The organism is Mycolicibacterium cosmeticum (genome assembly GCF_000613185.1).
In the GTDB taxonomy this organism is placed as follows: domain Bacteria; phylum Actinomycetota; class Actinomycetes; order Mycobacteriales; family Mycobacteriaceae; genus Mycobacterium; species Mycobacterium cosmeticum.
This window is the reverse complement of record NZ_CCBB010000002.1, coordinates 458,439-480,560: the sequence shown is the minus strand read 5'-3', so window position 1 is coordinate 480,560 and position 22,122 is coordinate 458,439. Positions and strand designations below refer to the sequence as shown.

At 68.8% G+C, this 22,122-nt stretch carries 24 protein-coding genes; 8 read left to right on the top strand and 16 right to left on the bottom strand.

Going from position 1 to position 22,122, the window contains the following annotated elements; genetic code table 11:
• Positions 1-3: 3 nt before the first annotated feature.
• A complete protein-coding gene (locus tag BN977_RS17540; RefSeq protein WP_024453543.1) occupies positions 4-834 on the bottom strand; it encodes a tRNA (adenine-N1)-methyltransferase in 831 nt (276 codons plus the stop codon).
• Positions 835-906: 72 nt separating this feature from the next.
• On the opposite strand from BN977_RS17540, the gene BN977_RS17535 reads away from it, so the two are divergent.
• From BN977_RS17535 to BN977_RS17515, 5 genes are read left to right on the top strand one after another with little or no spacing between them, the layout of a single operon-like run.
• Positions 907-1,734, top strand: a complete 828-nt coding sequence (locus BN977_RS17535) for a RecB family exonuclease (protein ID WP_036399843.1) — start codon at positions 907-909, stop codon at positions 1,732-1,734.
• Entirely contained in the window at positions 1,731-2,528 is a 798-nt protein-coding gene (locus BN977_RS17530; protein WP_024453545.1) for a thioesterase family protein, read from the top strand. The genes BN977_RS17535 and BN977_RS17530 overlap by 4 nt, the downstream gene beginning before the upstream one ends.
• Positions 2,529-2,578: 50 nt before the next feature.
• Positions 2,579-2,920 carry an ArsR/SmtB family transcription factor gene (locus tag BN977_RS17525; protein ID WP_024453546.1) on the top strand — a complete coding sequence of 114 codons (342 nt, stop codon included), beginning with the start codon at positions 2,579-2,581 and terminating at the stop codon, positions 2,918-2,920.
• Complete coding sequence (locus BN977_RS17520) at positions 2,917-3,417, top strand: SRPBCC family protein (RefSeq protein ID WP_024453547.1); 501 nt, start codon at positions 2,917-2,919, stop codon at positions 3,415-3,417. The genes BN977_RS17525 and BN977_RS17520 overlap by 4 nt, the downstream gene beginning before the upstream one ends.
• 10 nt (positions 3,418-3,427) lie before the next feature.
• Positions 3,428-4,030: a flavodoxin family protein gene (locus BN977_RS17515; protein WP_036399842.1), complete on the top strand. Its 603-nt coding sequence runs from the start codon at positions 3,428-3,430 to the stop codon at positions 4,028-4,030.
• Here BN977_RS17515 and BN977_RS17510 read toward each other — a convergent pair.
• Genes BN977_RS17510 through BN977_RS17495 form a run of 4 tightly spaced genes read right to left on the bottom strand, consistent with a single transcriptional unit; the run spans position 4,014 to position 7,069 of the window.
• Positions 4,014-5,393, bottom strand: a complete 1,380-nt coding sequence (locus BN977_RS17510) for an FAD-containing oxidoreductase (RefSeq protein WP_024453549.1) — start codon at positions 5,391-5,393, stop codon at positions 4,014-4,016. The two genes, BN977_RS17515 and BN977_RS17510, sit on opposite strands and share 17 nt — an antisense overlap.
• A gap of 2 nt (positions 5,394-5,395) precedes the next feature.
• Positions 5,396-5,896: a DUF4126 family protein gene (locus tag BN977_RS17505; RefSeq protein ID WP_024453550.1), complete on the bottom strand. Its 501-nt coding sequence runs from the start codon at positions 5,894-5,896 to the stop codon at positions 5,396-5,398.
• 43 nt (positions 5,897-5,939) lie between these two features.
• A complete protein-coding gene (hisG, locus tag BN977_RS17500; protein ID WP_024453551.1) occupies positions 5,940-6,785 on the bottom strand; it encodes an ATP phosphoribosyltransferase in 846 nt (281 codons plus the stop codon).
• A 2-nt stretch (positions 6,786-6,787) separates the two neighbouring features.
• The gene (locus BN977_RS17495; protein ID WP_024453552.1) at positions 6,788-7,069 is read right to left on the bottom strand and encodes a phosphoribosyl-ATP diphosphatase; all 282 of its coding nucleotides are present in this window, start codon (positions 7,067-7,069) and stop codon (positions 6,788-6,790) included.
• 54 nt (positions 7,070-7,123) lie between these two features.
• On the opposite strand from BN977_RS17495, the gene pth2 reads away from it, so the two are divergent.
• Positions 7,124-7,468: an aminoacyl-tRNA hydrolase gene (pth2, locus tag BN977_RS17490; protein WP_051561606.1), complete on the top strand. Its 345-nt coding sequence runs from the start codon at positions 7,124-7,126 to the stop codon at positions 7,466-7,468.
• Here pth2 and BN977_RS17485 read toward each other — a convergent pair.
• Positions 7,465-8,931: a sugar porter family MFS transporter gene (locus BN977_RS17485; RefSeq protein WP_036399841.1), complete on the bottom strand. Its 1,467-nt coding sequence runs from the start codon at positions 8,929-8,931 to the stop codon at positions 7,465-7,467. The two genes, pth2 and BN977_RS17485, sit on opposite strands and share 4 nt — an antisense overlap.
• Before the next feature lie 66 nt (positions 8,932-8,997).
• The gene (locus tag BN977_RS17480; protein ID WP_036400421.1) at positions 8,998-9,669 is read right to left on the bottom strand and encodes an HAD family hydrolase; all 672 of its coding nucleotides are present in this window, start codon (positions 9,667-9,669) and stop codon (positions 8,998-9,000) included.
• Between the two features lie 87 nt (positions 9,670-9,756).
• On the opposite strand from BN977_RS17480, the gene BN977_RS17475 reads away from it, so the two are divergent.
• Positions 9,757-10,554 (top strand): SDR family oxidoreductase, encoded by a 798-nt coding sequence (locus tag BN977_RS17475; protein ID WP_036400419.1) that lies wholly within the window; start codon positions 9,757-9,759, stop codon positions 10,552-10,554.
• Between the two features lie 4 nt (positions 10,555-10,558).
• On the opposite strand, the gene metH is transcribed toward BN977_RS17475, so the two are convergent.
• Positions 10,559-14,311, bottom strand: a complete 3,753-nt coding sequence (gene metH / locus BN977_RS17470) for a methionine synthase (protein ID WP_036399840.1) — start codon at positions 14,309-14,311, stop codon at positions 10,559-10,561.
• 435 nt (positions 14,312-14,746) lie between these two features.
• Between metH and BN977_RS17465 the strand changes: the two genes are divergently transcribed.
• Complete coding sequence (locus BN977_RS17465) at positions 14,747-15,604, top strand: PAC2 family protein (RefSeq protein WP_024453555.1); 858 nt, start codon at positions 14,747-14,749, stop codon at positions 15,602-15,604.
• On the opposite strand, the gene BN977_RS17460 is transcribed toward BN977_RS17465, so the two are convergent.
• The 8 genes from BN977_RS17460 to BN977_RS17425 all read right to left on the bottom strand — a co-directional run bounded on the left by BN977_RS17460 (position 15,601) and on the right by BN977_RS17425 (position 21,987).
• Complete coding sequence (locus BN977_RS17460; RefSeq protein WP_036400418.1) at positions 15,601-16,491, bottom strand: SDR family oxidoreductase; 891 nt, start codon at positions 16,489-16,491, stop codon at positions 15,601-15,603. The two genes, BN977_RS17465 and BN977_RS17460, sit on opposite strands and share 4 nt — an antisense overlap.
• A 41-nt stretch (positions 16,492-16,532) precedes the next feature.
• Positions 16,533-17,771: a cysteine--1-D-myo-inosityl 2-amino-2-deoxy-alpha-D-glucopyranoside ligase gene (mshC, locus tag BN977_RS17455; RefSeq protein ID WP_036399839.1), complete on the bottom strand. Its 1,239-nt coding sequence runs from the start codon at positions 17,769-17,771 to the stop codon at positions 16,533-16,535.
• A 113-nt stretch (positions 17,772-17,884) separates the two neighbouring features.
• Positions 17,885-18,670 (bottom strand): 3'(2'),5'-bisphosphate nucleotidase CysQ, encoded by a 786-nt coding sequence (locus tag BN977_RS17450; protein WP_084172590.1) that lies wholly within the window; start codon positions 18,668-18,670, stop codon positions 17,885-17,887.
• Complete coding sequence (locus tag BN977_RS17445) at positions 18,655-19,506, bottom strand: Rv2133c family protein (protein ID WP_407661200.1); 852 nt, start codon at positions 19,504-19,506, stop codon at positions 18,655-18,657. Before BN977_RS17445 ends, BN977_RS17450 begins: the two co-directional genes overlap by 16 nt.
• Complete coding sequence (locus tag BN977_RS17440; RefSeq protein WP_024453560.1) at positions 19,487-20,074, bottom strand: Rv2134c family protein; 588 nt, start codon at positions 20,072-20,074, stop codon at positions 19,487-19,489. The genes BN977_RS17445 and BN977_RS17440 overlap by 20 nt, the downstream gene beginning before the upstream one ends.
• Before the next feature lie 33 nt (positions 20,075-20,107).
• Positions 20,108-20,812 (bottom strand): histidine phosphatase family protein, encoded by a 705-nt coding sequence (locus tag BN977_RS17435; protein WP_036399834.1) that lies wholly within the window; start codon positions 20,810-20,812, stop codon positions 20,108-20,110.
• Complete coding sequence (locus tag BN977_RS17430; RefSeq protein ID WP_024453562.1) at positions 20,809-21,639, bottom strand: undecaprenyl-diphosphate phosphatase; 831 nt, start codon at positions 21,637-21,639, stop codon at positions 20,809-20,811. Before BN977_RS17430 ends, BN977_RS17435 begins: the two co-directional genes overlap by 4 nt.
• A gap of 36 nt (positions 21,640-21,675) precedes the next feature.
• Complete coding sequence (locus tag BN977_RS17425) at positions 21,676-21,987, bottom strand: hypothetical protein (RefSeq protein WP_024453563.1); 312 nt, start codon at positions 21,985-21,987, stop codon at positions 21,676-21,678.
• Positions 21,988-22,122 lie beyond the last annotated feature (135 nt).

Here is a 22,122-nt window from a genome sequence, read left to right as displayed (position 1 = left end):
CGTTCAGACCTGCTGTTTGCGCCGTTTGAGCGGAGTGGGCGTGATGGTCCCGGGCGCCAGCCGCCGCGCGGAGACCAGAAACGCCGTGTGCCCGCGCATATTGTGTTGCGGACGGACGGCCAGGCCCACGACGTTCCAGCCGCGCTGCAGGGTCTCCCACGACCGCGGTTCGGTCCAGCACTGCTGCTCGCGCAGCGCCTCGACGGTCTTGGACAGCTGCGTCACGGTCGCGACGTAGACCATCAGCACGCCGCCCGGGATCAGCGCCTCCGACACCGCGTGCAGCACCTCCCACGGGGCGAGCATGTCCAGCACCACGCGGTCCACCTGCGGACCGGTGTACTCGGCCAGGTCGGCGATCACCAGCTCCCAGTTGGCGGGCCGTTCACCGAAGAAGGTCTCGACGTTGCGGATGGCGTGCACGGCATGGTCGTCACGCACCTCATAGGAGATCACCTGCCCCTGCGGGCCGACGGCGCGCAGCAGCGAGCAGGTCAGGGCGCCCGAACCGGCGCCCGCTTCGAGCACCCGCGCGCCCGGGAAGATGTCGCCCTCGTGCACGATCTGGGCGGCGTCCTTGGGGTAGATCACCTGCGCGCCGCGGGGCATGGACAGCACATAGTCGATCAGCAGCGGCCGCAGCACCAGGAACTGGTCGCCGTTGGCCGACTTCACCACGCTGCCCTCGGGCTGCCCGATCACATCGTCGTGGGCCAGCGCACCGCGGTGCGTGTGGAACTCCGCCCCGGGTTCGAGCACCATCGTGTAGTGCCGCCCCTTGGCGTCGGTGAGCTGAACACGATCGCCGACGACGAACGGACCGGTAGTAGACACGGAACGTCAGCCTGCCAGAAACGCCGTCGCGGCTGCCAACCGCTGTCGGTGCCGGAACCTAGGCTGATCGTCATGAGCGTGCCCCTGACATTGCGGCGGCCGGCGCTGTCGCCGTCGCGTGCCGCCGATTTCAAGCAGTGTCCGCTGCTGTACCGGTTCCGCGCCATCGACCGGCTGCCGGAGCCGACGTCGATCCCCCAGGTGCGGGGGTCGGTGGTGCACGCCGCCCTGGAGCAGCTCTACGGCCTGCCCGCCGCGCAGCGCGACCAGGACACCGCCCTGGAGCTCGTCGGTCCGGCGTGGGAGCGGGTGCTCTCGGAGTCGCCGGAACTCGGTGAGCTCGAGCCGGGGCTGCGCGACGGCCTGCTGGGCGAGGCGCGCAAGCTGCTGGCCGGGTACTACCGGCTGGAGGATCCCACCCGGTTCGACCCGCAGAGCTGCGAACAGCGGGTCGAGGTCGAGCTGGCCGACGGCACGCTGCTGCGCGGTTTCGTCGACCGCATCGACGTCGCCCCCACCGGGGAGCTGCGGGTGGTCGACTACAAGACCGGCCGGGTGCCGTTCGCGGAAGCCAAGGCGCTGTTCCAGATGAAGTTCTACGCGGTGGCCCTGCTGCGCTCCCGGGGCGTGCTGGCCGCGCGGCTGCGGCTGCTGTACCTGGCCGACGGCGAGGTACTGGACTACACCCCCGAACGCGAGGAGCTCGAGCGCTTCGAACGCACCCTGATGGCGATCTGGCGGGCCATCCAATCCGCCGGTGCGACAGGCGATTTCCGTGCGCAGCCGTCGCGGCTGTGTGACTGGTGCAGCCACCGCGACCGCTGCCCGGAGTTCGGCGGCACTCCCCCGCCGTATCCCGGCTGGCCTGCGTCCACCGAACCTGCGGAGTTCCCTGCATGATCGACTGCTACTACCGCCGGACGGGTTCCGACGGTGATCTCGCCGTGTTCGAGTCCACCATCGGCACCGCCAGCAACTGGGATCCGGCGATCCAACACGGTTCGCCGCCGTTGGCGTTGATGACCAAGGCCATCGAGGAGTTGTGCGCCGATCGGCCCGAGCTTCGGGTCGGCCGGCTGCTGCTGGACATCCTCGGCGCCATCCCGGTGGCGCCGGTGAAGGTGCGGGCCAGGGTGGTGCGGCCCGGTGCCCGCATCGCCAAGGTGGACGCCGAGATGCTGGCCACGCGGCCGGACGGGACCGATCGCGCGGTGGCCACGGTGAGCGCCTGGCTGCTGGCCACCAGCGACACCCGCGACGCGGTCACCGACCGACATCCACCCCTGACCGAGGGGCCGGCGCGGGACAACCCGCACGGTTGGATGGGCGCCCCGGGATACCTGGAGACGGTCAGCTGGCGCGCCCAGCACACCGACCCGGGCCAGGCGGCGGTCACCTGGATGAGCCCGCTGGTGCCGCTCGTCGACGCGGAACCGCTGACGGATCTGCAGCGGCTGGCCTTGGTGGTCGATTCGGCCAACGGGGTGGGTGCGGCGCTCGATCCCGACGAGTTCGTGTTCATGAACACCGACACCGCCGTGCATCTGCACCGCGCCCCGGTCGGTGCCGATTTCGCGCTGCGCTCGCGCGGCTCGATCGGGCCGGACGGGATCGGCGTCACCAGCGCGGAGATCTTCGACCGGCACGGCTTCATCGGCACGTCGGCGCAGACGCTGCTGGTGCAGCGGCGATGACAGGCCTATATGCACTTGCATCTATATAGATCAGTTGCAATACTCGAACCATGGACGTGTTCGAGGCCGTCGCCGAACCGAACCGGCGCACCCTGCTCGACGCGCTGCGCACCGGTGAACGCACCGCCGGTCAGCTCGTCGCCGCCCTGCCCGGGCTGACCCAGCCGACGGTGTCCCGGCACCTGCGCATCCTGCGCGAGGTCGGGCTCGTCGAGGTCCGCGCCGATGCCCAGCGGCGGGTGTACGCCCTGCGCGCCGACGGCCTGGTCGAGATGGACCGATGGATCGAGCAGTACCGGCAGTTCTGGTCGGCGCACCTCGACGCACTCGTGGCGCACCTGGACGCCCGGGCGAGCGAAGCATCGGGAGAAGAAGGGTCTGGCGCGAGATGACCCGACACGAGGGCGAACTCACCGTCCAGGGCGACCTGGCCACGCTGCGTTTCGAACGCCGGCTGGCGCACGCGATAGAAGCGGTGTGGTCGGCCATCACCGATCCGGCCCAGCGCGCCCGATGGATGGGGGCCACCACCATCGACGCCCGCCCGGGCGGGCTGGTCGAGACGACACCGAACGGGCCGCCGTATCCGCCCGACCGCACCCGGGTCACGGGCCGGATCCTGGTCTGGGATCCGCCGCACGTGTTCGAACACGAATGGCAGCAACAGATTCTGGGCGCCAAGGGCGGCGTGGTGCGCTACGAGCTGAGCCGGGACGGCGAGGGCACGCTGCTGCGCTTCACCCACCGCGGTCTGTCGGTTCCCGGCGCCAGGGGCTTCCATCCCGGCACCCACGCCTTCCTCGACCGGCTCACCGCACACCTGGCCGGGCAACCGCTGCCGGACTGGCAGCAGCGCTACCGCGAAGTCGCCGACACCATCACGAACTGAAGGAGATGTCATGTCGCCCAACCCCTTCCCACACGTGGGCATCGTCTACCATTCCGGTTTCGGGCACACCGCCACCCTGGCCGACGCGGTCGCCGAGGGTGCGCGCCGCGGTGGTGCCCAGGTCCGGCTGCTTCCCGTGGAGGCACTGACCCCCGCCGACTGGGACACCGTCGACGCCGCCGATGCGCTCATCTTCGGCACGCCCACCTACATGGGGAACGTGTCGGCCGGATTCCAGGCCTTCGCCGAGCAGACCGGCCGGCGCTGCATGGAGGGCGCCTGGCGGGACAAGATCGCGGCGGGCTTCACCAACTCCGGCGCCAAGAGCGGTGACAAGATGGCCGCCCTGATCTCGTTGTCGGTCTTCGCCGCGCAGCACCACATGCATTGGGTGAGTTTGGGTCTGGGTGCGGGCTGGAACAGCGCCCGCGGGAGCGAACACGACCTGAACCGGCTCGGCTTCTGGCTGGGCGCAGGCACCCAGACCGACGTCGACGCCGACCCCGACCAGGTCCATCCCGCCGACGTGGCCACCTGCGAGCATCTGGGCCACCGGGTGGCGGTGGTCACCGGCCAGTTCAAGGCCGGCCGGGCGGCTACTGCAGCGGCGTGAGCTCCTGCAGCATCGTGGGCACCAACTCGCTGACCGTTGGGTGGATGTGCATGGTCCGCGAGATGGCGGTGTAGGGCAGCTTGGCGGTCATCACGTCGAGAATCAGGTGCACCACCTCGTCACCGCCCACCCCGAGAATCGCGGCGCCCAGGATTTCCTCGGTTTCGGCGTCGACGACCACCTTCATGAAGCCCTGGGTTTCGCCCTTCTCCACCGCGCGGCCCACCCGGGTCATGGGGCGCTTGCCCACCAAGGCTTTTCGGCCCGAACGGCGCACCTGCTCGACGGTCAGGCCGGCCCGGCCCAGCGGCGGATCGATGTACAACCCGTAGGTGGTGACGCGGTCGCTGACCCGGCGCGGATCGTCGTCGAGCAGATTGGCGGCCACGATCTCGAAGTCGTTGTAGGACGTGTGGGTGAACGCGCCCTTGCCGTTACAGTCCCCCATCGCCCAGATGTGCTCGGCGCTGGTGCGCAGTTGGTCGTCGACGACGACGTAGCCGCGGGCGTCGGTCTGCACCCCGGCGTGCTCGAGGCCCAGATCGTCGGTGTTGGGCCGACGGCCGACGGCCACCAGCACGTGACTGCCGACCACGGGGGTGACGCCCGCGTTCGGGGTGACGGCAATCCCGTTGTCCCGCTTCTCGAATCGGATGTCCGCCGCATCGGTGTGCACCGTGATGCCCTCGGCCTCCAGGATGTCGCGGATGGCGGCCGAGACGTCCTCGTCCTCCCGGGAAGCCAGCCGGGGGCCCCGTTCGACGACGGTGACCTGCGCGCCGAACCGGCGGTACATCTGCGCGAACTCCAGGCCGATATAGCTGCCGCCGATCACGACCAGATGCGCGGGCACCGTGTCCAGCTGCAGGATCGACACGTTGGTCAGATAGTCGATGCCGTCCAGACCCGGCAGGTCCGGCACCGCGGCGCGGCCGCCGACGTTCAAATAGAACCGATCGGCGGTCAGCCGCACCCCGTCGACGTCGACGGTGTGCGGGTCGACGAACCGGGCGTGGCCGCGGATCAGGGTGGCGCCGTCCATCCCCTCGATCCAGCTCTCGACGCCCGCACGGTCGTCGAGCATGATCTTGTCCTTGCGGGCCTTCACCTTTGCCATGTCGACGCTGATGTCGCCGGTGCCGATCCCGTACTCCGCGCCGCGCCGGGCCAGGTGTGCGGCGTGCGCACTGGCCACCAGCGTCTTGGTGGGGATGCATCCGCTGTTGACGCACGTGCCGCCGACCAGGTGCCGTTCGATGACGGCCACCCGCTGCCCGGCCTGGGTCAGCCGGCCGGCCAACGGCGGTCCGGCCTGGCCCGCGCCGATGATGATCGCATCGAAAGACGTTGTCTCGCTTGCCATGGTCACAGCAGCGAGGCAGCGGCGGCGACGGCGAACCCGCCGGCGATGGCAATGACGTCCTCGGCCAGCGCGATCGGCAGGTCGCGGCCACCGGTGCGGGCCACCAATCGGGTACGCGCCTCGGCCCCGCCCAGGGTGCCCAGCACGGCACCGATGATGCCGGCGCCGACACCGGAGACGATGGTTCCGGTCTTGGCCTGATAGATGGCGCCGGTGACCAACACCGCGGCGGCGAAGGCACCCGTCAGCAGCCGGGCACCGAACTGTGGCGGGACTTTTCGGCTCGGGGTGGACGGCAGCTGATCGGTGACCAGTTCGACCACGAGCAGGATGGTGAGCACCGTGACGGTGATGGGATGGGTCAGCCACTGAACCCAGGTGCCGTCCAGGTTGATCCAGCCCAGCGCCCCGGCCCAGGCGACCACCGCCGGTGGGGTGAGCGCCCGGAGCCCGGCCACCACACCGATCAACAATGCGAGCAGCAGCACCACCACCACGGTCATACCGGGGACGCTAACACGCCTCAGGCGCTGGTGGCGGGGTGAATCAGAATCGGCAGAACCGGATGTCGGAGGCCAGGATCGCCTTGGCCCCGATGGCGGCCAGCCGGTCCATGATCGCGTTGACCTCACGCCGCGGCACCAGCGCCCGCACGGCCACCCAGTCCGGGTCGGCCAGCGGGGCGATCGTCGGCGACTCCAGTCCCGGTGTCACCGCGGTGGCCTGGTCCAGGACGCTGCGCGGGCAGTCGTAGTCCAACATCAGGTATTGCTGCCCGAACACCACGCCCTGCACCCGGGCGGCCAGCTGGTCGCGCGCCGGATCGGGCGCGCTGTCCGCGCGTTCGATCAGGATTGCCTCCGAATCGCACAGCGACGTCCCGAACGCCACCAGGTTGTGCAGCCCGAGGGTGCGGCCGGACCCGACGATGTCGGCGATCACGTCGGCCACGCCGAGCTGGATGGAGATCTCCACCGCACCGTCGAGCCGGATGACGGTCGCCTCGATTCCCTTGGCGGCGAGATCTTTCCGGACCAGGTTCGGGTAGGCGGTGGCGATCCGCTTACCCTGCAGGTCGCCCTCGGTCCAGGACTGGCCTTTCGGGGCCGCGTAGCGGAAGGTCGACGAGCCGAAGCCCAGGGCCAGCCGCTCGCGCACCGGCGCGTCGGATTCGGCGGCCAGATCACGGCCGGTGATGCCGAGGTCGAGCTGCCCGGACCCGACGTAGATGGCGATGTCCTTGGGCCGCAAGAAGAAGAACTCGACGTTGTTCGCCGGGTCGACGACGGTGAGGTCCTTGGGATCGGTGCGGCGGCGGTAGCCGGCCTCGGACAGGATCTCGGCGGCGGACTCGCTGAGCGCGCCCTTGTTGGGCACGGCGATGCGCAGCATCCTCACAACTTCCGGTAGACGTCGTCGAGCGTGAGACCACGGGCGAGCATGAGCACCTGCGTCCAGTACAGCAGCTGGCTGATCTCCTCGGCGAGCGCGTCGTCGCCCTCGTGCTCGGCGGCCAGCCACACCTCGCCGGCCTCTTCGAGGATCTTCTTGCCCAGCCCGTGCACCCCGGCATCCAGGGCGGCCACGGTTCCGCTGCCCGCGGGGCGGGTCTGCGCTTTCTCACTGAGCTCGGCGAACAGGCCGTCGAAGGTCTTCACGACCTGCGATTCTTTCATGCGCGCGCCACCCGGTTTGCACGGGTGGTCATGACGGGCAGTCATGATGGGCGCGTGAAACAGGTCATCGTGATGCGCACCGATCTGAACATGCGCAAGGGCAAGATGGTCGCCCAGGGTGCGCACGCGGCGGTCGCCGCCGTCGTGGAGAACCTCACCGATCCCCGCGTCGTGGAGTGGCTGAACGGTCACTTCACCAAGATCTGCGTCGGCGTGGACAGCGAACAGCAGCTGTCCGCGATCGTCGCCGAGGCGCGGGCCGCGGGCTTGATCGCGCGCGGCATCGTGGATTCGGGCCGAACCGAATTCGGCGGGGTGCCCACCCCGACGTGCGCGGCGATCGGACCCGACACCGCCGAGAACCTCGACCCGATCACCGGTGGCTTGCGGCTGCTCTAACGCTTCACGTCGTGCAGCAGCTCGGCGTGCATGTCTTCCAGCGAGACACCCTTGGTCTCCCGTACCCACCGCCACACGAACAGGAATGACAGCACCGCGCACAGCCCGTAGAACCCGTAGGCCACCCCCAGGTGGTCGCTGAGCTTGGGGAACGAGACGGTGATCAACCAGTTCGCCGCCCATTGCCCGGCGGCGGCCAACCCGAGCGCCGCCGCCCTGATGCGGTTGGGGAACATCTCGCCGAGCAGCACCCAGACGACGGGGCCCCACGACATGCCGAAGGCGATGACGAACACGTTGGCGGCGATCAGCGCCACCGGTCCGGCCACGTCGCCCAGGAAGGGCTTGCCCGCCGAGTCCAGCGACGCGGTGCCGAAGATGACCGCCATCGTGATCAACGAGACCGCCATACCGGTCGAACCGATCAACAGCAGTGGTTTGCGGCCGATCTTGTCGACGAGGGCGATCGCGATGAGCGTGGTGACGATGTTGACCACCGAGGTGATCACCGTGATGAGGAACGAGTCGCCTTCGGAGAATCCGACCGCTTCCCAGAGCAGATTGGAGTAGTAGAAGATCACGTTGATGCCGACGAACTGCTGGAAGATCGACAGGCCCAGACCCACCCATACGATGCCGTAGAGGCTCAGCAGGCCGCCACCCGGTTTGCGCAGGTCACGCCATGACGGCTTGTCCTCGCGTTCCAGCGTCTCCTTGATCCGGTCGATGGTGATCTCGAGGTTCTTCTCGCCCAGCAGCATGCTCAACACCCTGCGGGCTTCCGGAACCTTATGGCTGGCAACGAGATACCGAGGCGACTCGGGAATGGTGAACGTCAGGAGCCCGTACACGACGGCAGGCACCATCATCACCAGGAACATCCAGCGCCAGGCATCGAGCCCGAGCCACAAGGTCTCGTTGGCGCCGCCGGCGAGCTGTGCCAACACGTAGTCGATGGCCAGCGACAGGAAGATACCGGACACGATCGCGAGTTGCTGCAGCGAGCCGAGCCTGCCTCGAATCCGCGGCGGCGACGTCTCGGCGATGTAGGCGGGCGCGATGACCGAGGCGATGCCGACCGCGATACCACCGACGATGCGGAACACGACCAGTACCCAGACGTTCGGCGCCAGCCCGGTGCCGATGGCGCTGATGAAGAACAACACCGCCGCGATCTTCATCACCGTGATCCGGCCGATGCGGTCGGCGATCCGGCCGGCGGTCATGGCGCCGACGGCGGCGCCGAGCAGCGCCGAGGCGACCGCATTGCCCAGCGTGAGGCCTTCGACCCCGAAGTCCTCGGAAATGGATGCGACGGCGCCGTTGATGACGGCGCTGTCATAGCCGAACAGCAGACCACCCAGGGCCGCCACCGAGGCGATGCGCACTGCGCTGGTGCCTGACGTGTGCTTCTCGTCGCCGAAGACGGACGGACCGTCGCCGGCTACCGGACCATGAGACATGAGAAGTCCTTCCCCGCGGCCATGCGTGATGGGTGCATCCTCACCATCGCACAGACCCGACCGGCGTCAGGCCACTTCCGTGGCGAGTCCCGAATGGATATCCCGCAGCACGGCGACATCGACGTCCTCGAGCGACGAGACGAGATGGCGTCGTGGGCTGGCGGGCACCGCAATATCGTTGGGCACCACCACCACCGGGCAACCTGCCGCCTCCGCGGCAGTGGTCCCGGTGATCGAATCCTCGATGGCAAGGCACTGTGCCGGGGCCAACCCCAGCAACTGCGCGGCCCGCCGGTACGGATCGGGGGCGGGTTTGCCGTGCGGCACCTCGTCGGCGCACACGGTCACCGAAAAGTAATGCCGGCCAATGCTTTCGAGTGCTTTCTCGGTGAGCCCACGGCGGGTGTTGGTCACCAGCGCCATCGGGACGTCGTCGGCCAGCAGCGCGTCGAGCAGTTCGCGGGCGCCGGCGCACCACGGCAGCCCGCCCTCGAAGAGCTCCCCCACGTACACGTGCAGCCAGTCGATGGAGGCGGCCATCGCCGCCGGGTCGGGCTCGCGCCCCAGATCCCGGTAGGCGTGCACCATCACGCTCTCGGCCGAGCCGCCGACCGTCGCCGCCCGGGACTCCTCGGACATCACCCCGCCCATCTGGGCGTACAACGCGTGCATGCCGACGTCCCAGAGCTTCTCGCTGTCGACCAGGGTGCCGTCCATGTCGAAGAGGACGGCCCGCAGCGGCGAATGCATGGGTTCGATTCTGTCATCGCCGAGGGAGCCGCCGAAAATCCGGAGCTGTCGGTCGCCGTCGTTAGGGTGGTCGGCATGACGGTCCTTGTGACGGGTGCCACCGGAAATATCGGCCGCAAGGTCGTCGATCGGCTGCTCGACCTGGGCGTCCGCGACATCCGCGCGTTGACCACCGACCCGGCCAAGGCGAATCTGCCCCACGGTGTGCAAGTCGTCACAGGCTTCCTGGGCCGGCCCGACACGCTGCCCGCCGCCCTGGCCGGCGTGCAGCGCGTCTACCTCGCGCCGTACCCGCCCACCCTCGATGCAGCACTCGAACACATCGCGGCGGCGGGAGTCGAGTACCTGGTGGCGTTGTCGGGCGGCGCGCACTGGCAGCGGCATGCGGACGCGGTGGCGGCCGCGGCGGTCCCCAGCACGCAGCTGGGTCCCGGCGAGTTCTGCGACAACTTCGCCATGTGGGCACCGCAGATCCGGACGGGCCTGGTGCGCGACGTGGCACCCGATGCCGTCGAAGCGCCGGTGTCCATGGACGACATCGCCCGGGTCGCCGCCCACCTGCTGGCCGGCCCACGCGATGCACACCTGGGCCGGATGTACGAACTGACCGGACCGGTGGCGATCACCCGGGCGGAGATCGCGCGGCAGATCGGTGTCGGCCTGGGCACGTCCGTCGGGATGCAGCCGTGCAGTCGCGCCGAAGCCGAGGAGTTGCTGCGGCCGGTCATGGGCGATGGTGCCGGGTGGTACCTGGACCTGTGGGAGGGCGAGCCGGAACCGCAGGCCGCCAACGACAATGTCGAGGTGCTGACCGGGACACCCGCCGAGACCATGGCGCAGTGGTCATCCCGTCATCGCGAGTTGTTCGCCTGAGGTTTCAGTCCTCCGGGTTGTAGCCCAGGTTGGGGGCCAGCCAGCGCTCGGCTTCCTTCAGCGTCCATCCCTTGCGCCTGGCGTAGTCGGCGACCTGGTCCTGGGCCAGTCGGCCGACCACGAAGTACTGCGACTGCGGGTGCGAGAAGTACCAGCCGCTGACGGCGGCACCGGGCCACATCGCCATCGACTCGGTCAGCTCGATGCCGGTGCGCTCGGTGGCGTCCAGCAGGGAGAACAGCGTCACCTTCTCGGTGTGCTCCGGGCAGGCCGGGTAGCCGGGGGCCGGGCGGATACCGGTGTACTTCTCGGCGATCAGGGCCTCGTTGTCCAGCTGTTCGTCGGGCTGGTAGCCCCAGAACTCCTTGCGGACGCGTTCGTGCATCCGCTCGGCGAAGGCCTCGGCCAGCCGGTCGGCGAGGGACTCCAGCAGGATGGCGCTGTAGTCGTCGTGATCGGCCTTGAACTCGGCGATCTTGTCCGCGCTGCCCAGCCCAGCGGTCACCGCGAAGGCACCGACGTAATCCCGGAGACCGGTTTCCTTGGGGGCGACGAAATCGCCGAGCGACCGGTTCGGGATGCCGTCGCGGTGCTCACCCTGCTGGCGCAAATTGTGCAGCGTCGTCAGTACCTCGGTGCGGCTGTCGTCGGCGTAGACCTCGATGTCGTCACCGACCGCGTTGGCGGGGAAGAAGCCGATCACGCCGTTGGCGGTCAGCCATTTCTCCTTGATCAGGGTGTCGAGCATCTCCTGGGCGTCGTCGTACAGCTTGCGGGCGGCCTCGCCCGACGCCGGGTTGTTCAGGATGTCCGGGAAGCGGCCCTTCATCTCCCAGGCGTTGAAGAACGGTTGCCAGTCGATGTACTCGCGCAATTCGGTGATGTCGTAATCGGTGAATTCCCGCACCCCGAGCCCCTGCGCCGGCACCGGCGGCGTGTAACCCTCCCACTCGACCGGCGTCCGGTTGGCCCGGGCCTTCTCCAACGTGAGCATCGGCCGCTCGTTCTTCTGGGCGTGCCGTTCCCGCAACGACGCGTAGTCCTTCTCGGTGGCCTCCAGCAAGGCCGGCCGTTGCTTGTCGTCCAGCAGCGCGGCCGCGACCGGCACCGAGCGGGACGCGTCCTTGACCCACACCACCGGACCGGACCGGCGCGGGGCCACCTTGACGGCGGTGTGGGCCCGGGAGGTGGTCGCGCCGCCGATCAGCAGCGGGATCTGCAGGCCCTCGCGTTCCATCTCGACGGCGAAGTTGACCATCTCGTCCAACGACGGGGTGATCAGGCCGGACAGCCCGATGATGTCGGCGTCGTGTTCCTTGGCCGCGTCCAAGATCTTGCTCGCCGGCACCATCACACCGAGGTCGATCACCTCGAAGTTGTTGCACTGCAGCACGACTCCGACGATGTTCTTGCCGATGTCGTGGACATCGCCCTTCACGGTCGCCATGATGATGGTGCCGTTGGTGTCCTTCGAATTGGCTGTGCCGTTCTGCTCCTTCTCCGCCTCGATGAACGGCAGCAGGTACGCCACGGCCTTCTTCATCACCCGCGCCGACTTCACCACCTGCGGAAGGAACATCTTGCCCGAGCCGAACAGATCGCCGACGACGTTCATCCCGTCCATCAGCGGACCCTCGATCACCTCGATCGGGCGCCCGCCCGCGGCGGCGATCTCCGCCCGCAGCTCCTCGGTGTCGTCGTCGACGTGCGCGTCGATGCCCTTGACCAGCGCGTGCGTGATCCGTTCCCGGACCGGCAGACTGCGCCACTGCGCCGCCCCGGCCTCTTCGGTCTTGTCCGATTTGTTGAACCGCTCGGCGATCTCCAGCAACCGCTCGGCGGCGTCCTCGCGGCGGTTCAGCACGACGTCCTCGATGCGGTCCCGCAGCTCGGGGTCGATCGAGTCGTACGGCACCAGCGCACCGGCGTTCACGATGCCCATGTCCAGGCCGGCCTTGATGGCATGGAACAGGAAGACCGCGTGGATCGCCTCCCGCACCGGGTTGTTGCCCCGGAATGAGAACGAGACGTTCGAGATTCCGCCCGAGATGTGCACCCCGGGCAGGTTCTCCTTGATCCAGGCGCAGGCGTCGATGAAGTCGATCCCGTAGGACGCGTGCTCCTCGATGCCCGTGGCCAGCGCGAAGCAGTTCGGGTCGAAGATGATGTCTTCCGGCGGGAAGCCGACCTCGTCGGTCAGGATTTGGTAGGCACGCCCGCAGATCTGCTTGCGGCGCTCCAGGTTGTCGGCCTGCCCCTGCTCGTCGAAGGCCATCACGACGACGGCGGCGCCGTATTTGCGGCACAGCCGGGCCTCGCGGACGAACTTTTCCTCGCCCTCCTTCAGGGAGATCGAGTTGACGATCGGCTTGCCCTGCACGTTCTTCAGGCCTGTCTCGATGACCTCGAACTTGGAGGAGTCGATCATCACCGGCACCCGGCTGATGTCCGGTTCGGCGGCGATCAACTTGGTGAACCGGTCCATCGCGGCGACGCCGTCGATCATCCCCTCGTCCATGTTGATGTCGATGACCTGCGCGCCGACCTCGACCTGCTGCAGGGCCACCGACAGCGCGGTGTCGTAGTCCTCGGCCTTGATCAGGTTGCGGAACCGGGCGGAACCGGTGATGTTGGTGCGCTCCCCGATGTTGACGAACAGCGACTCGTCGGTGATGTTGAGCGGCTCCAGGCCGGCGAGCCGGGTGGCCACCTCGATCGTCGGCACCTCGCGTGGCGTCTTACCTTCGACGACCTTGGCGATATCGGCGATGTGCGCCGGTGTCGTGCCGCAGCAGCCGCCGACCATGTTGACCAGACCGGCCTCGGCGAACTCGGCCACGTAGCCGGCCTGCCGCGTCGGGGTCTCGTCGTACTCGCCGAAGGCGTTGGGCAGACCCGCATTCGGGTAGCACGACACGAACGTGTCCGCGATGCGCGACATCTCGGCCAGGTAGGGCCGCATCTCCGGGGCGCCCAGGGCGCAGTTCAGCCCGACCGCGAGCGGCTTGGCGTGCCGGACCGAGTTCCAGAACGCCTCGGTGGTCTGGCCGGACAGCGTCCGCCCGGACGCGTCGGTGATGGTGCCCGAGATGATCACCGGCCAGCGGCGGCCGCGCTCCTCGAACAGCGACTCGATGGCGAAAATCGCGGCCTTGGCGTTCAGCGTGTCGAAGATCGTCTCGACGATGAGCAGGTCGGCACCGCCGTCGACGAGGCCCCTGGCGGCGTCGGCGTAGGCGGCGACCAGCTGGTCGTAGGACACGTTGCGCGCCCCGGGGTCGTTGACGTCCGGCGAGATGGACGCGGTCCGCGTCGTCGGCCCGAGCGCCCCGGCGACATACCGCGGCTTGTCCGGGGTGCTGAACTCGTCGCAGGCGGCGCGGGCCAGGGCTGCGCCGGCGTAGTTGAGCTCATAGCCGAGTTCGGCCATGCCGTAGTCCGACAGCGAGACCGCATTGGCGTTGAACGTGTTGGTCTCGATGATGTCGGCGCCCGCCTCGAGGTATTCGCGGTGGATGCCGGCGATGATGTGCGGCTGGGTCAGGGTGAGCAGGTCGTTGTTGCCCACCAGATCGCTCGGCCAGTCCTTGAACCGCTCGCCGCGGTAGCCTGCCTCGTCGGGCCGGTCGCGCTGGATCGCCGTGCCCATCGCGCCGTCGATCACGACGATCCGCCGGCGCAGCGCGGCGGTCAGCTCGTCGGTGCAGTCGGGGCGGATGTTGGGTTCGAAGTTCGAGGCGGTCACGTCAGCGCTCACGTGCGTTCCTTCCGTAGCGGAAGGCGTCCTTGACTTCGCCGAGCGTGGCGGCTACCGGACGGGACCCGGCGGTCCCCCCAGCAACCGTTGCAACGCCTCTCGGCGGTGAAAAGTCTACGTCGTCACACGGTCGACGTCTGGACGCCCACTTCATCGCCGCGGCCGCCGGCTCGCGGATCTCGTCGGCGATGTCGTAGTTAACAAGACTAACCAGATTGCGGCCGAACGTATTTCGTGTCGGCCGCGGCCCCAGCCCGCATTCGGCCGCCCAGGGCTCCCTGGCCGGCCATGGCGCGCTGGGGCAGCACGTCGAGCAGGTCGGTGTCATGGGGCCGTTCGGTACGGGCGGTCACACCAACAGAGTAGTCCGTCTAGCCAAATTCACTGGCGGGGCGATGCCACTCCTGCACCCGGTGCAGGGCTTACGCTGAAGGTGTGACCCCGTCGGATGGCCTGCCCGATCTGCGCAACACCATCATCGTCGCGGCCTTCGAAGGCTGGAACGATGCGGGTGATGCCGCCAGCGACGCCCTGGAACACCTGGACGCGATGTGGGAAGCGGAGACGATCGTCGAGATCGACGACGAGGCCTACTACGACTACCAGGTGAATCGCCCGGTGATCCGCCAGGTGGACGGCGTCACCCGGGAGCTGGTGTGGCCGTCGATGCGGATTTCGCATTGCCGCCCGCCGGGCAGCGACCGCGACATCGTGCTGATGCACGGGGTGGAACCCAATATGCGCTGGCGCACCTTCTGCGCGGAGCTGCTGGCGATCGCCGACAAACTCAACGTCGATACCGTGGTGATCCTGGGTGCCCTGCTGGCCGACACGCCGCACACCCGGCCGGTGCCGGTGTCCGGAGCGGCCTACTCCGCCGATTCGGCGAAGTTCTTCGGCCTGGAGGAAACCCGGTACGAGGGCCCCACCGGCATCGCCGGGGTGTTCCAGGACGCCTGCGTGCAGGCCGGCATCCCGGCGGTGACGTTCTGGGCCGCGGTGCCGCATTACGTCTCGCAGCCGCCCAATCCGAAGGCGACCGTCGCACTGCTGCGCCGGGTCGAGGACGTGCTGGACATCGAGGTGCCGCTGGGCGATCTGGTGACGCAGGCCGAGGAATGGGAGCAGGCGGTCACCGAGATGACGGCCGAGGACGACGAGATCGCCGAGTACGTGCAGTCCCTGGAGGAACGCGGGGATGCCGAGGTGGACATGAACGAGGCGCTCGGCAAGATCGACGGGGATGCGCTCGCCGCGGAGTTCGAGCGCTACCTGCGCAGAAGAGGCCGCTAAGGCTTCTCCAGCGCCTCGGTGCGCGCACTCAGCGACCGACCCAACGCGGCGACCTCCGCGTCCAGCTTGGGCAGCAGTTCCGGGGTGATCTTGCGGATATCGCGTTCGGCCACCTCGGTGGGCACCAGCGGCCGGATCCAGCGGAACGCGCCCACCCAGCCCGGGCAGTAGATGCGCTTGCGGCGGCCCTCGATGCCCTTGACGAACGCCGCGCCGCAGGCCGCGACGGTGGTCGTGCGGTTCAGCGGGGGCGGCAGCTTGGACAGCATCTCGCGGAACGCCGACAGGTCGGCCTTGGCGTCCTGCACCAACGGGGTGTCGATCCAGCTCATGTGCGCCGACCCGACGTCCACCCCCAGGTGGGCGACCTCCAGGCGCAGGGTGTTGGCGAAGTATTCGGCGCCGGCCTTGGACGCGTGATAGGCCGACAGCCCCGGTGACGACGTGAACGCCGCCAGCGAGGACACCACCAGCACGTAACCACGGCGGTCGATCACCGCGGGCAGCGTGGCCCGCACGGTGTTGAACACCCCCACCACGTTGACGTCGATGACGCGTTTGAACGCCTCCGGGTCGACCTGGAGCACCGACCCGAAGCTGGCGATACCGGCGTTGGCCAGCACGATGTCGATGCCGCCGAACCGCTGCACGGCCGCGTCGGCGGCGCGCTGCATGGCCGGCAGGTCCCGCACGTCGGCCAGGGCGGTGAGCACATGATCGGCCCCGCCGAGCTCGGCCGCCAGCTCGGCCAGCGGAGCCTCGTCGAGGTCGGTGAGCACCAGCCGGGCGCCCTTGGCGCGCAACCGGCGGGCCACCTCGGCGCCGACGCCGCGGGCCCCTCCGGTGATGAACACGACCTTGCCGTCGACGGCATATCTTGCGGACATGCCGTCCAAGCTACCCGGTACCCGCGGTCACGGGAATGGGTTCAGAGGGCCACTCCGAGCAAGGCGTCGGCGATGTCGGCCACCAGGCGGGGCGCGCTCGGGTCGGCACCGCCGTAGGTCAGCGCGTCGGTGGTCCAACCATCCAGGGCGGCAAGGGCTTTCGGTGTATCGAGGTCGTCGGCCAGGTAGTGCCTGACCCGGCCGAGGACATCGGTGGCATCCGGGCCGGCGGGCAGTGCCGTGGCCTGCCGCCACCGCGCCAGCCGGGCCTGGGCCTCGTCCAAGACCTCGGCGCTCCAGAATCGGTCCGCCCGGTAGTGCCCGGCGAACAGGCCGAGCCGAACCGCCGCCGGGTCCACCCCGTCGGCCCGCAGCCGCGACACCAGCACCAGGTTGCCGCGGCTCTTGCTCATCTTGTGCCCGTCCCAGCCGATCATGCCGCTGTGTACGTAATGCCGGGCGAATCGGCGGTCGCCGGTGACGGATTCGGCGTGCGCGGCCGAGAACTCGTGATGCGGAAAGATCAGGTCCGACCCGCCGCCCTGGATATCGAAGCCGCTGCCGATGCGATTGAGCGCGATGGCCGCACACTCGATATGCCAGCCGGGCCGGCCCGGCCCGAACGAGGCCGGCCAGCTCGGCTCACCGGGGCGCTGCGCCCGCCACAGCAGGGCGTCCAGCGGGTCGGCTTTGCCGGACCGGTCCGGGTCGCCGCCGCGTTCGGCGAAGAAGCGCAGCATGGTGTCCCGGTCGTACCCGGATTCGTAGCCGAACTGTTCGGTGGCGTCCGCACGGAAATAGATGTCGCGGTGCTCGGCGTCGTCGACGACGTAGGCCGCACCGGAGCCCAGCAGTTTCTCCACCAGCTCGACAACCTCGCCGACGGTGTCGGTGGCGGCGACGTAGTCCCGCGGCGGCAGCACCCGTAACGCGGTCATGTCCTCGCGGAACAGTTGGGTCTCGCGGTCGCCCAATTCGCGCCAGCCGATACCGTCCCGGGCGGCCCGTTCGAACAGCGGGTCGTCGACGTCGGTGACGTTCTGCACGTAGTGCACGCCGTGGCCGGCGTCCAGCCACAGCCGGTGGATCAGGTCGAAGGTCAGATAGGTGGCAGCGTGCCCGAGATGCGTTGCGTCATACGGGGTGATCCCGCAGACGTACATGGTTGCGGTCTCCCCCGGCGACACCGGGCGGACCTGGCGATCGGCGGTGTCGAACAGTCGTAATGGCACGCCCGTACCGGGCAACTTGGGAACGGTCGGCGCCGGCCACGACTGCATGACGTCGACTCTAAGGTGTGCGGTCAGCGTGCTCTCCCGTCGGGCCCGTCGGTGATACCGACATCGCGGTGCTGAGGAATACCGACAACATCGGCGGGCATTCCATTCCCGGATCAGTGCGCGGATCTGATGGTGTCCAGCAGGATCCCGGCCAGTTCCGGACGGCACATCAGCAGATCGGGCAGGTACGGGTCGCGGCGGTTGTACACCAGCGGGTCCCCCGCCAGCCGGGTGGCATGCAGGCCGGCGGCCTGCACCACACCGGCCGGCGCCGCCGAATCCCACTCCCACTGCCCGCCGGCATGGATGTAGGCGTCCACGTCGCCGCGCACCACCGCCATCGCCTTGGCGCCGGCCGAGCCGATCCGCACCAGCTCGATGTCGAGATGATCGCGCAACCACCACAGCACCGCGGGGGGCCGGTACGTGCTGGCGGTGATGCGGATCGGTCCGTCGGCGCGTGGTGGCGGCGGCGTGACGGTGTCGGTGCGGTAGACCTGCCCGATGGCCGGCAACGCCACCGCGGCGTCGGTGATGGAGCCCTCCGGTTTCCCGTTCCGCTGCCACAGGGCGATGTGCACCGCCCAGTCCGCCCGCCCCGGCAACGAGAACTCGCGGGTCCCGTCCACCGGGTCGACGATCCACACCCGGTCGGCGTGCACCCGGGACAGGTCGTCGGCAGCCTCCTCGGAGAGCACCGCGTCGTCCGGGCGCAGTTCCCGCAGCCGTTTGAGGATCAGCGCGTTGGCCCGCCGGTCCCCGGCGTCGCCGAGGTCGTAGGGGTCGTAGAAACCGACCTCGTCGCGCACCGCGAGCAGCAGCCGGCCGGCCTCGGCCGCAACGGTGGCGGCCACGTCGGCATCGGTGAGCGCGGCGGAACCCACTAGAACGCCGGCCACGGGATGGGCCGGTGTCGATCTGGCGTCGGCATCACCGGATTGTTTAGCAGCGCAATGATTCTCGACCGCAACGCGGCGACCTCGCGGTCGGTGATGTGCTCACCCAATTGGGCGCCCAGGTCACCGTCGAGCTGCTCCCGCAACCGGGCGACGGCCGCCAGGTTGGCATCCTCGACCGGCTTGCCCGCCCAGCCCCACAGCACGGTGCGCAACTTGTCCTCGGCGTGCAGGCTCACCCCGTGGTCGACGCCGTACACACCGCCGTCCACGCCGGCCAGGATGTGGCCGCCCTTGCGGTCGGCGTTGTTGATCACCACGTCGAAAACCGCCATCCGGCGCAGCGCGTCGGTGTCGGCGTGCACCAGGGTGACCTCGTCGCCGGCGTAGTCGTAGGCCTGCAGGATCGGCAGATAACCCTGCGGCAGCTGCCCGGCGGGTACCAGGTCGACGAGGTCCGGTCCCTCGGGTTCGGAGTCGTCGGCGTCCTCGGGATCCTGCTCCGACAGCGCGTCACCGGGTTGGTCCACCCAGCGCTGCACCATGCCCGGGCCGGCCGGCCCGACCCGAATGATGGTGTAGGGCACGATGTTCCAGTCCAGGGCGGCGGACACCAGGTAGGCGGCGAACTCGCGACCGGCCAGCGTGCCGTCGGGGAAGTCCCACAGCGGGGCCTCCCCCGCCACCGGCTTGTACACGCAGTGTTCCTGGTGGTCCTCCAGCCGGGCCTCACACAGGAAGGTCGCGTTACTGGCCGAGCGGATCCGTCCGATGACGGTCAGGTCGCCGTGCGCGAGAACCCGGTGCACCCGCTCCCGGTCAGGATTCGGTGTCATCATCGGCTCCGCCGAACGCGCCGCGCCGGTAGCCGTTGGTGCGAACACAGATATGGCCCTCCGGGTCGAGCGGTTCATCGCACAGTGGGCACGGCGGCCGGCCGGCGGAGATGACCCGGTTGGACCGGTTGGCGAATTCCCGCGCCGACTCCGGCGTGAGGAACACCCGCACGGCGTCGGGCCCGTCTTCGGCGTCGTCGAGCACCACCGACGCGTCGAACTCGGTCTCGGACACCGCGAGCAGCTCCACCACCACCGTCTGCGCCTCGGAATCCCAGCCCAGGCCCATCGTGCCCACCCGGAACTCCACGTCCACGGGGGTGAGCAGGGGGTTGAGGTCGTCCACCTCGCCGGTATCGGGCGGGATCGGGGTTCCGAAGCGGCGGTTGATCTCGACCAGCAGCGCCGAGATGCGCTCGGCGAGCACGGCCACCTGTTGCTTTTCCAGCATCACCGAGATCACCCGCTTGTCGTGCACCGCCTGCAGGTAGAACGTGCGGTTCCCGGGCTGCCCGACGGTCCCGGCCACGAAGCGGTCGGGTGTGCGGAAGACGTGAATTGCGCGTGCCATGGCACCTTTCAAAATACCGGTACGGGCCAGGCCTCAGTCGGTGGAGCCGCCGACAACCGCATCCGTGGCGGGCGCGGCGGTCTCGGCACCGGGCTCGCCGGCGGGTTTGGGGGTCAGGGCGGCGGTCAGGCCGTTGCCGGTGTGATTGACGTGCAGCACGAACGGCCGGGTATCGGTGTAGCGGATCACGCTCATCGACGCCGGGTCGGCGGTGATGCGCTGAAAGCTGTCCAGGTGCGTGCCCAGCGCGTCGGCCAGCACCGCTTTGATGACATCACCGTGGGTGCAGGCCACCCACAGCACGTCGCCCTCGTGCTCGGAAGACAGTCGGCGGTCGTGTTCCCGGACGGCCGCGACGGCCCTGGCCTGTACCTGGGCCAGGCCTTCCCCGTCGGGGAACACCGCGGCACTGGGTTGCTGCTGCACCACCGTCCACAGCGGTTCCTTGACCAGGTCGGCGATCTTGCGGCCGGTCCAGGCGCCGTAGTCGACCTCGGAGATCCGCTCGTCGACGGTCGGCTCCAGCTGCAGTGCGGCGGCCAGGGGCGCGACGGTGGTGGCGCAGCGCAGCAACGGTGAGCGCACGATCGCCTTCACCGGCAGCGTGCCGATCCGGTCCACCACCGCGGCGGCCTGCTCGCGGCCCTTCTCGTCGAGGTCGACCCCCTCGGAGCGGCCGGCCAGCGTGTGCGCGGTGTTGGACGTCGAACGGCCGTGCCGCAACAGGATGACGGTCACTGGGCCCCGATCACGCCGGTGCTCAGCAGGATCAACACGGTCACCCCGACGATGATCCGGTATCCGACGAACCAGTACATGCTGTGCCGGACCAGGAATTTCAGGAACCAGGCGATCGCGGCGTAGCCGATGACGAAGGCGATCACGGTGCCCACCAGCAACTGCGGCCCGGTCGCGCTCTGCCCGGCGCCCTCGGGATGGAAGGCGTCGGGCAGCGAGAACAGCCCCGACGCCAGCACCGCCGGGATGGCGAGCAGGAAGCCGAACCTGGCGGCGGCCTCGCGTTTCTGGCCGAGGAACAGCCCCGCGCTGATCGTGACACCGGACCGGGATACGCCGGGGATCAGCGCCAGCGCTTGCGAGGTGCCGACGATGAGGCTGTCCCGCCAGGTGAACTGGGTGATCTCGCGGGTCTGCCTGCCGAAGTACTCCGCGGCGGCGATCACCGCCGAGAACACCACCAGCGCGGTGGCGATGATCCACAGATTGCGGATGTCGTCGCGGATGTAGTGCTTGAACACCAGCCCGGCGATGCCGATCGGGATGGTGCCCAGGATCACCCACCAACCCAGCCAGTAGTCGGCGGTGCGGCGGCCGGCGTCGAATAGGCCGCCGAACCACGCGGTGAGGATCCGGCCGATGTCGCGGGCGAAGTAGATGAGCACCGCGACTTCGGTGCCGATCTGGATGACGGCGGTGAACGAGGCGCCCGCGTCCCGGCCGAAGAACGCCTCGGAGACGATCGCGAGATGTCCCGACGAGGAAACCGGCAGGAATTCGGTCAGGCCCTGGACTATCGATAAGACGACCACCTGGAGCCACGACACGTCAGTCACGCGGACGACCGTACCGTGGGGCCGCGGTCAGCGTGCGTTGCGATCCACCGGCTCGGCGGTCGCCACGGCGTCGCGGACGGCGGCGGCCAGGCTTCGCTCATCGCAGAGATCGACGTCGGTGAGGCTGTGGGTGGCCACCGCCACGATGTCCTCCTCGAGCGGGACGAGCCCGCTCAGCCGCGGACGGTAGACCTCGACCACCAACGACTGACGTTCTTGCACGTGGAAGGAAAAACTGCGGCCACCTGCGAGCATGCCGAAACCGCTTGCGTGCACGCCGGTCGAGATGTCCTCGATGGCAAACTCATGGTCAATCAGGAAGTCCGGCACGAGAGCCATAGCGGCACAATACCGCCATACCGGCGAACTCGTTCGACCTTCCCGACGTTTGCCCAAAAATTGAAATCGAAACGATCTTCACCACGCAAAGAGGAGTCGAACGGGGCTTTGCACACGAAATCCGCTGCGCTTTCG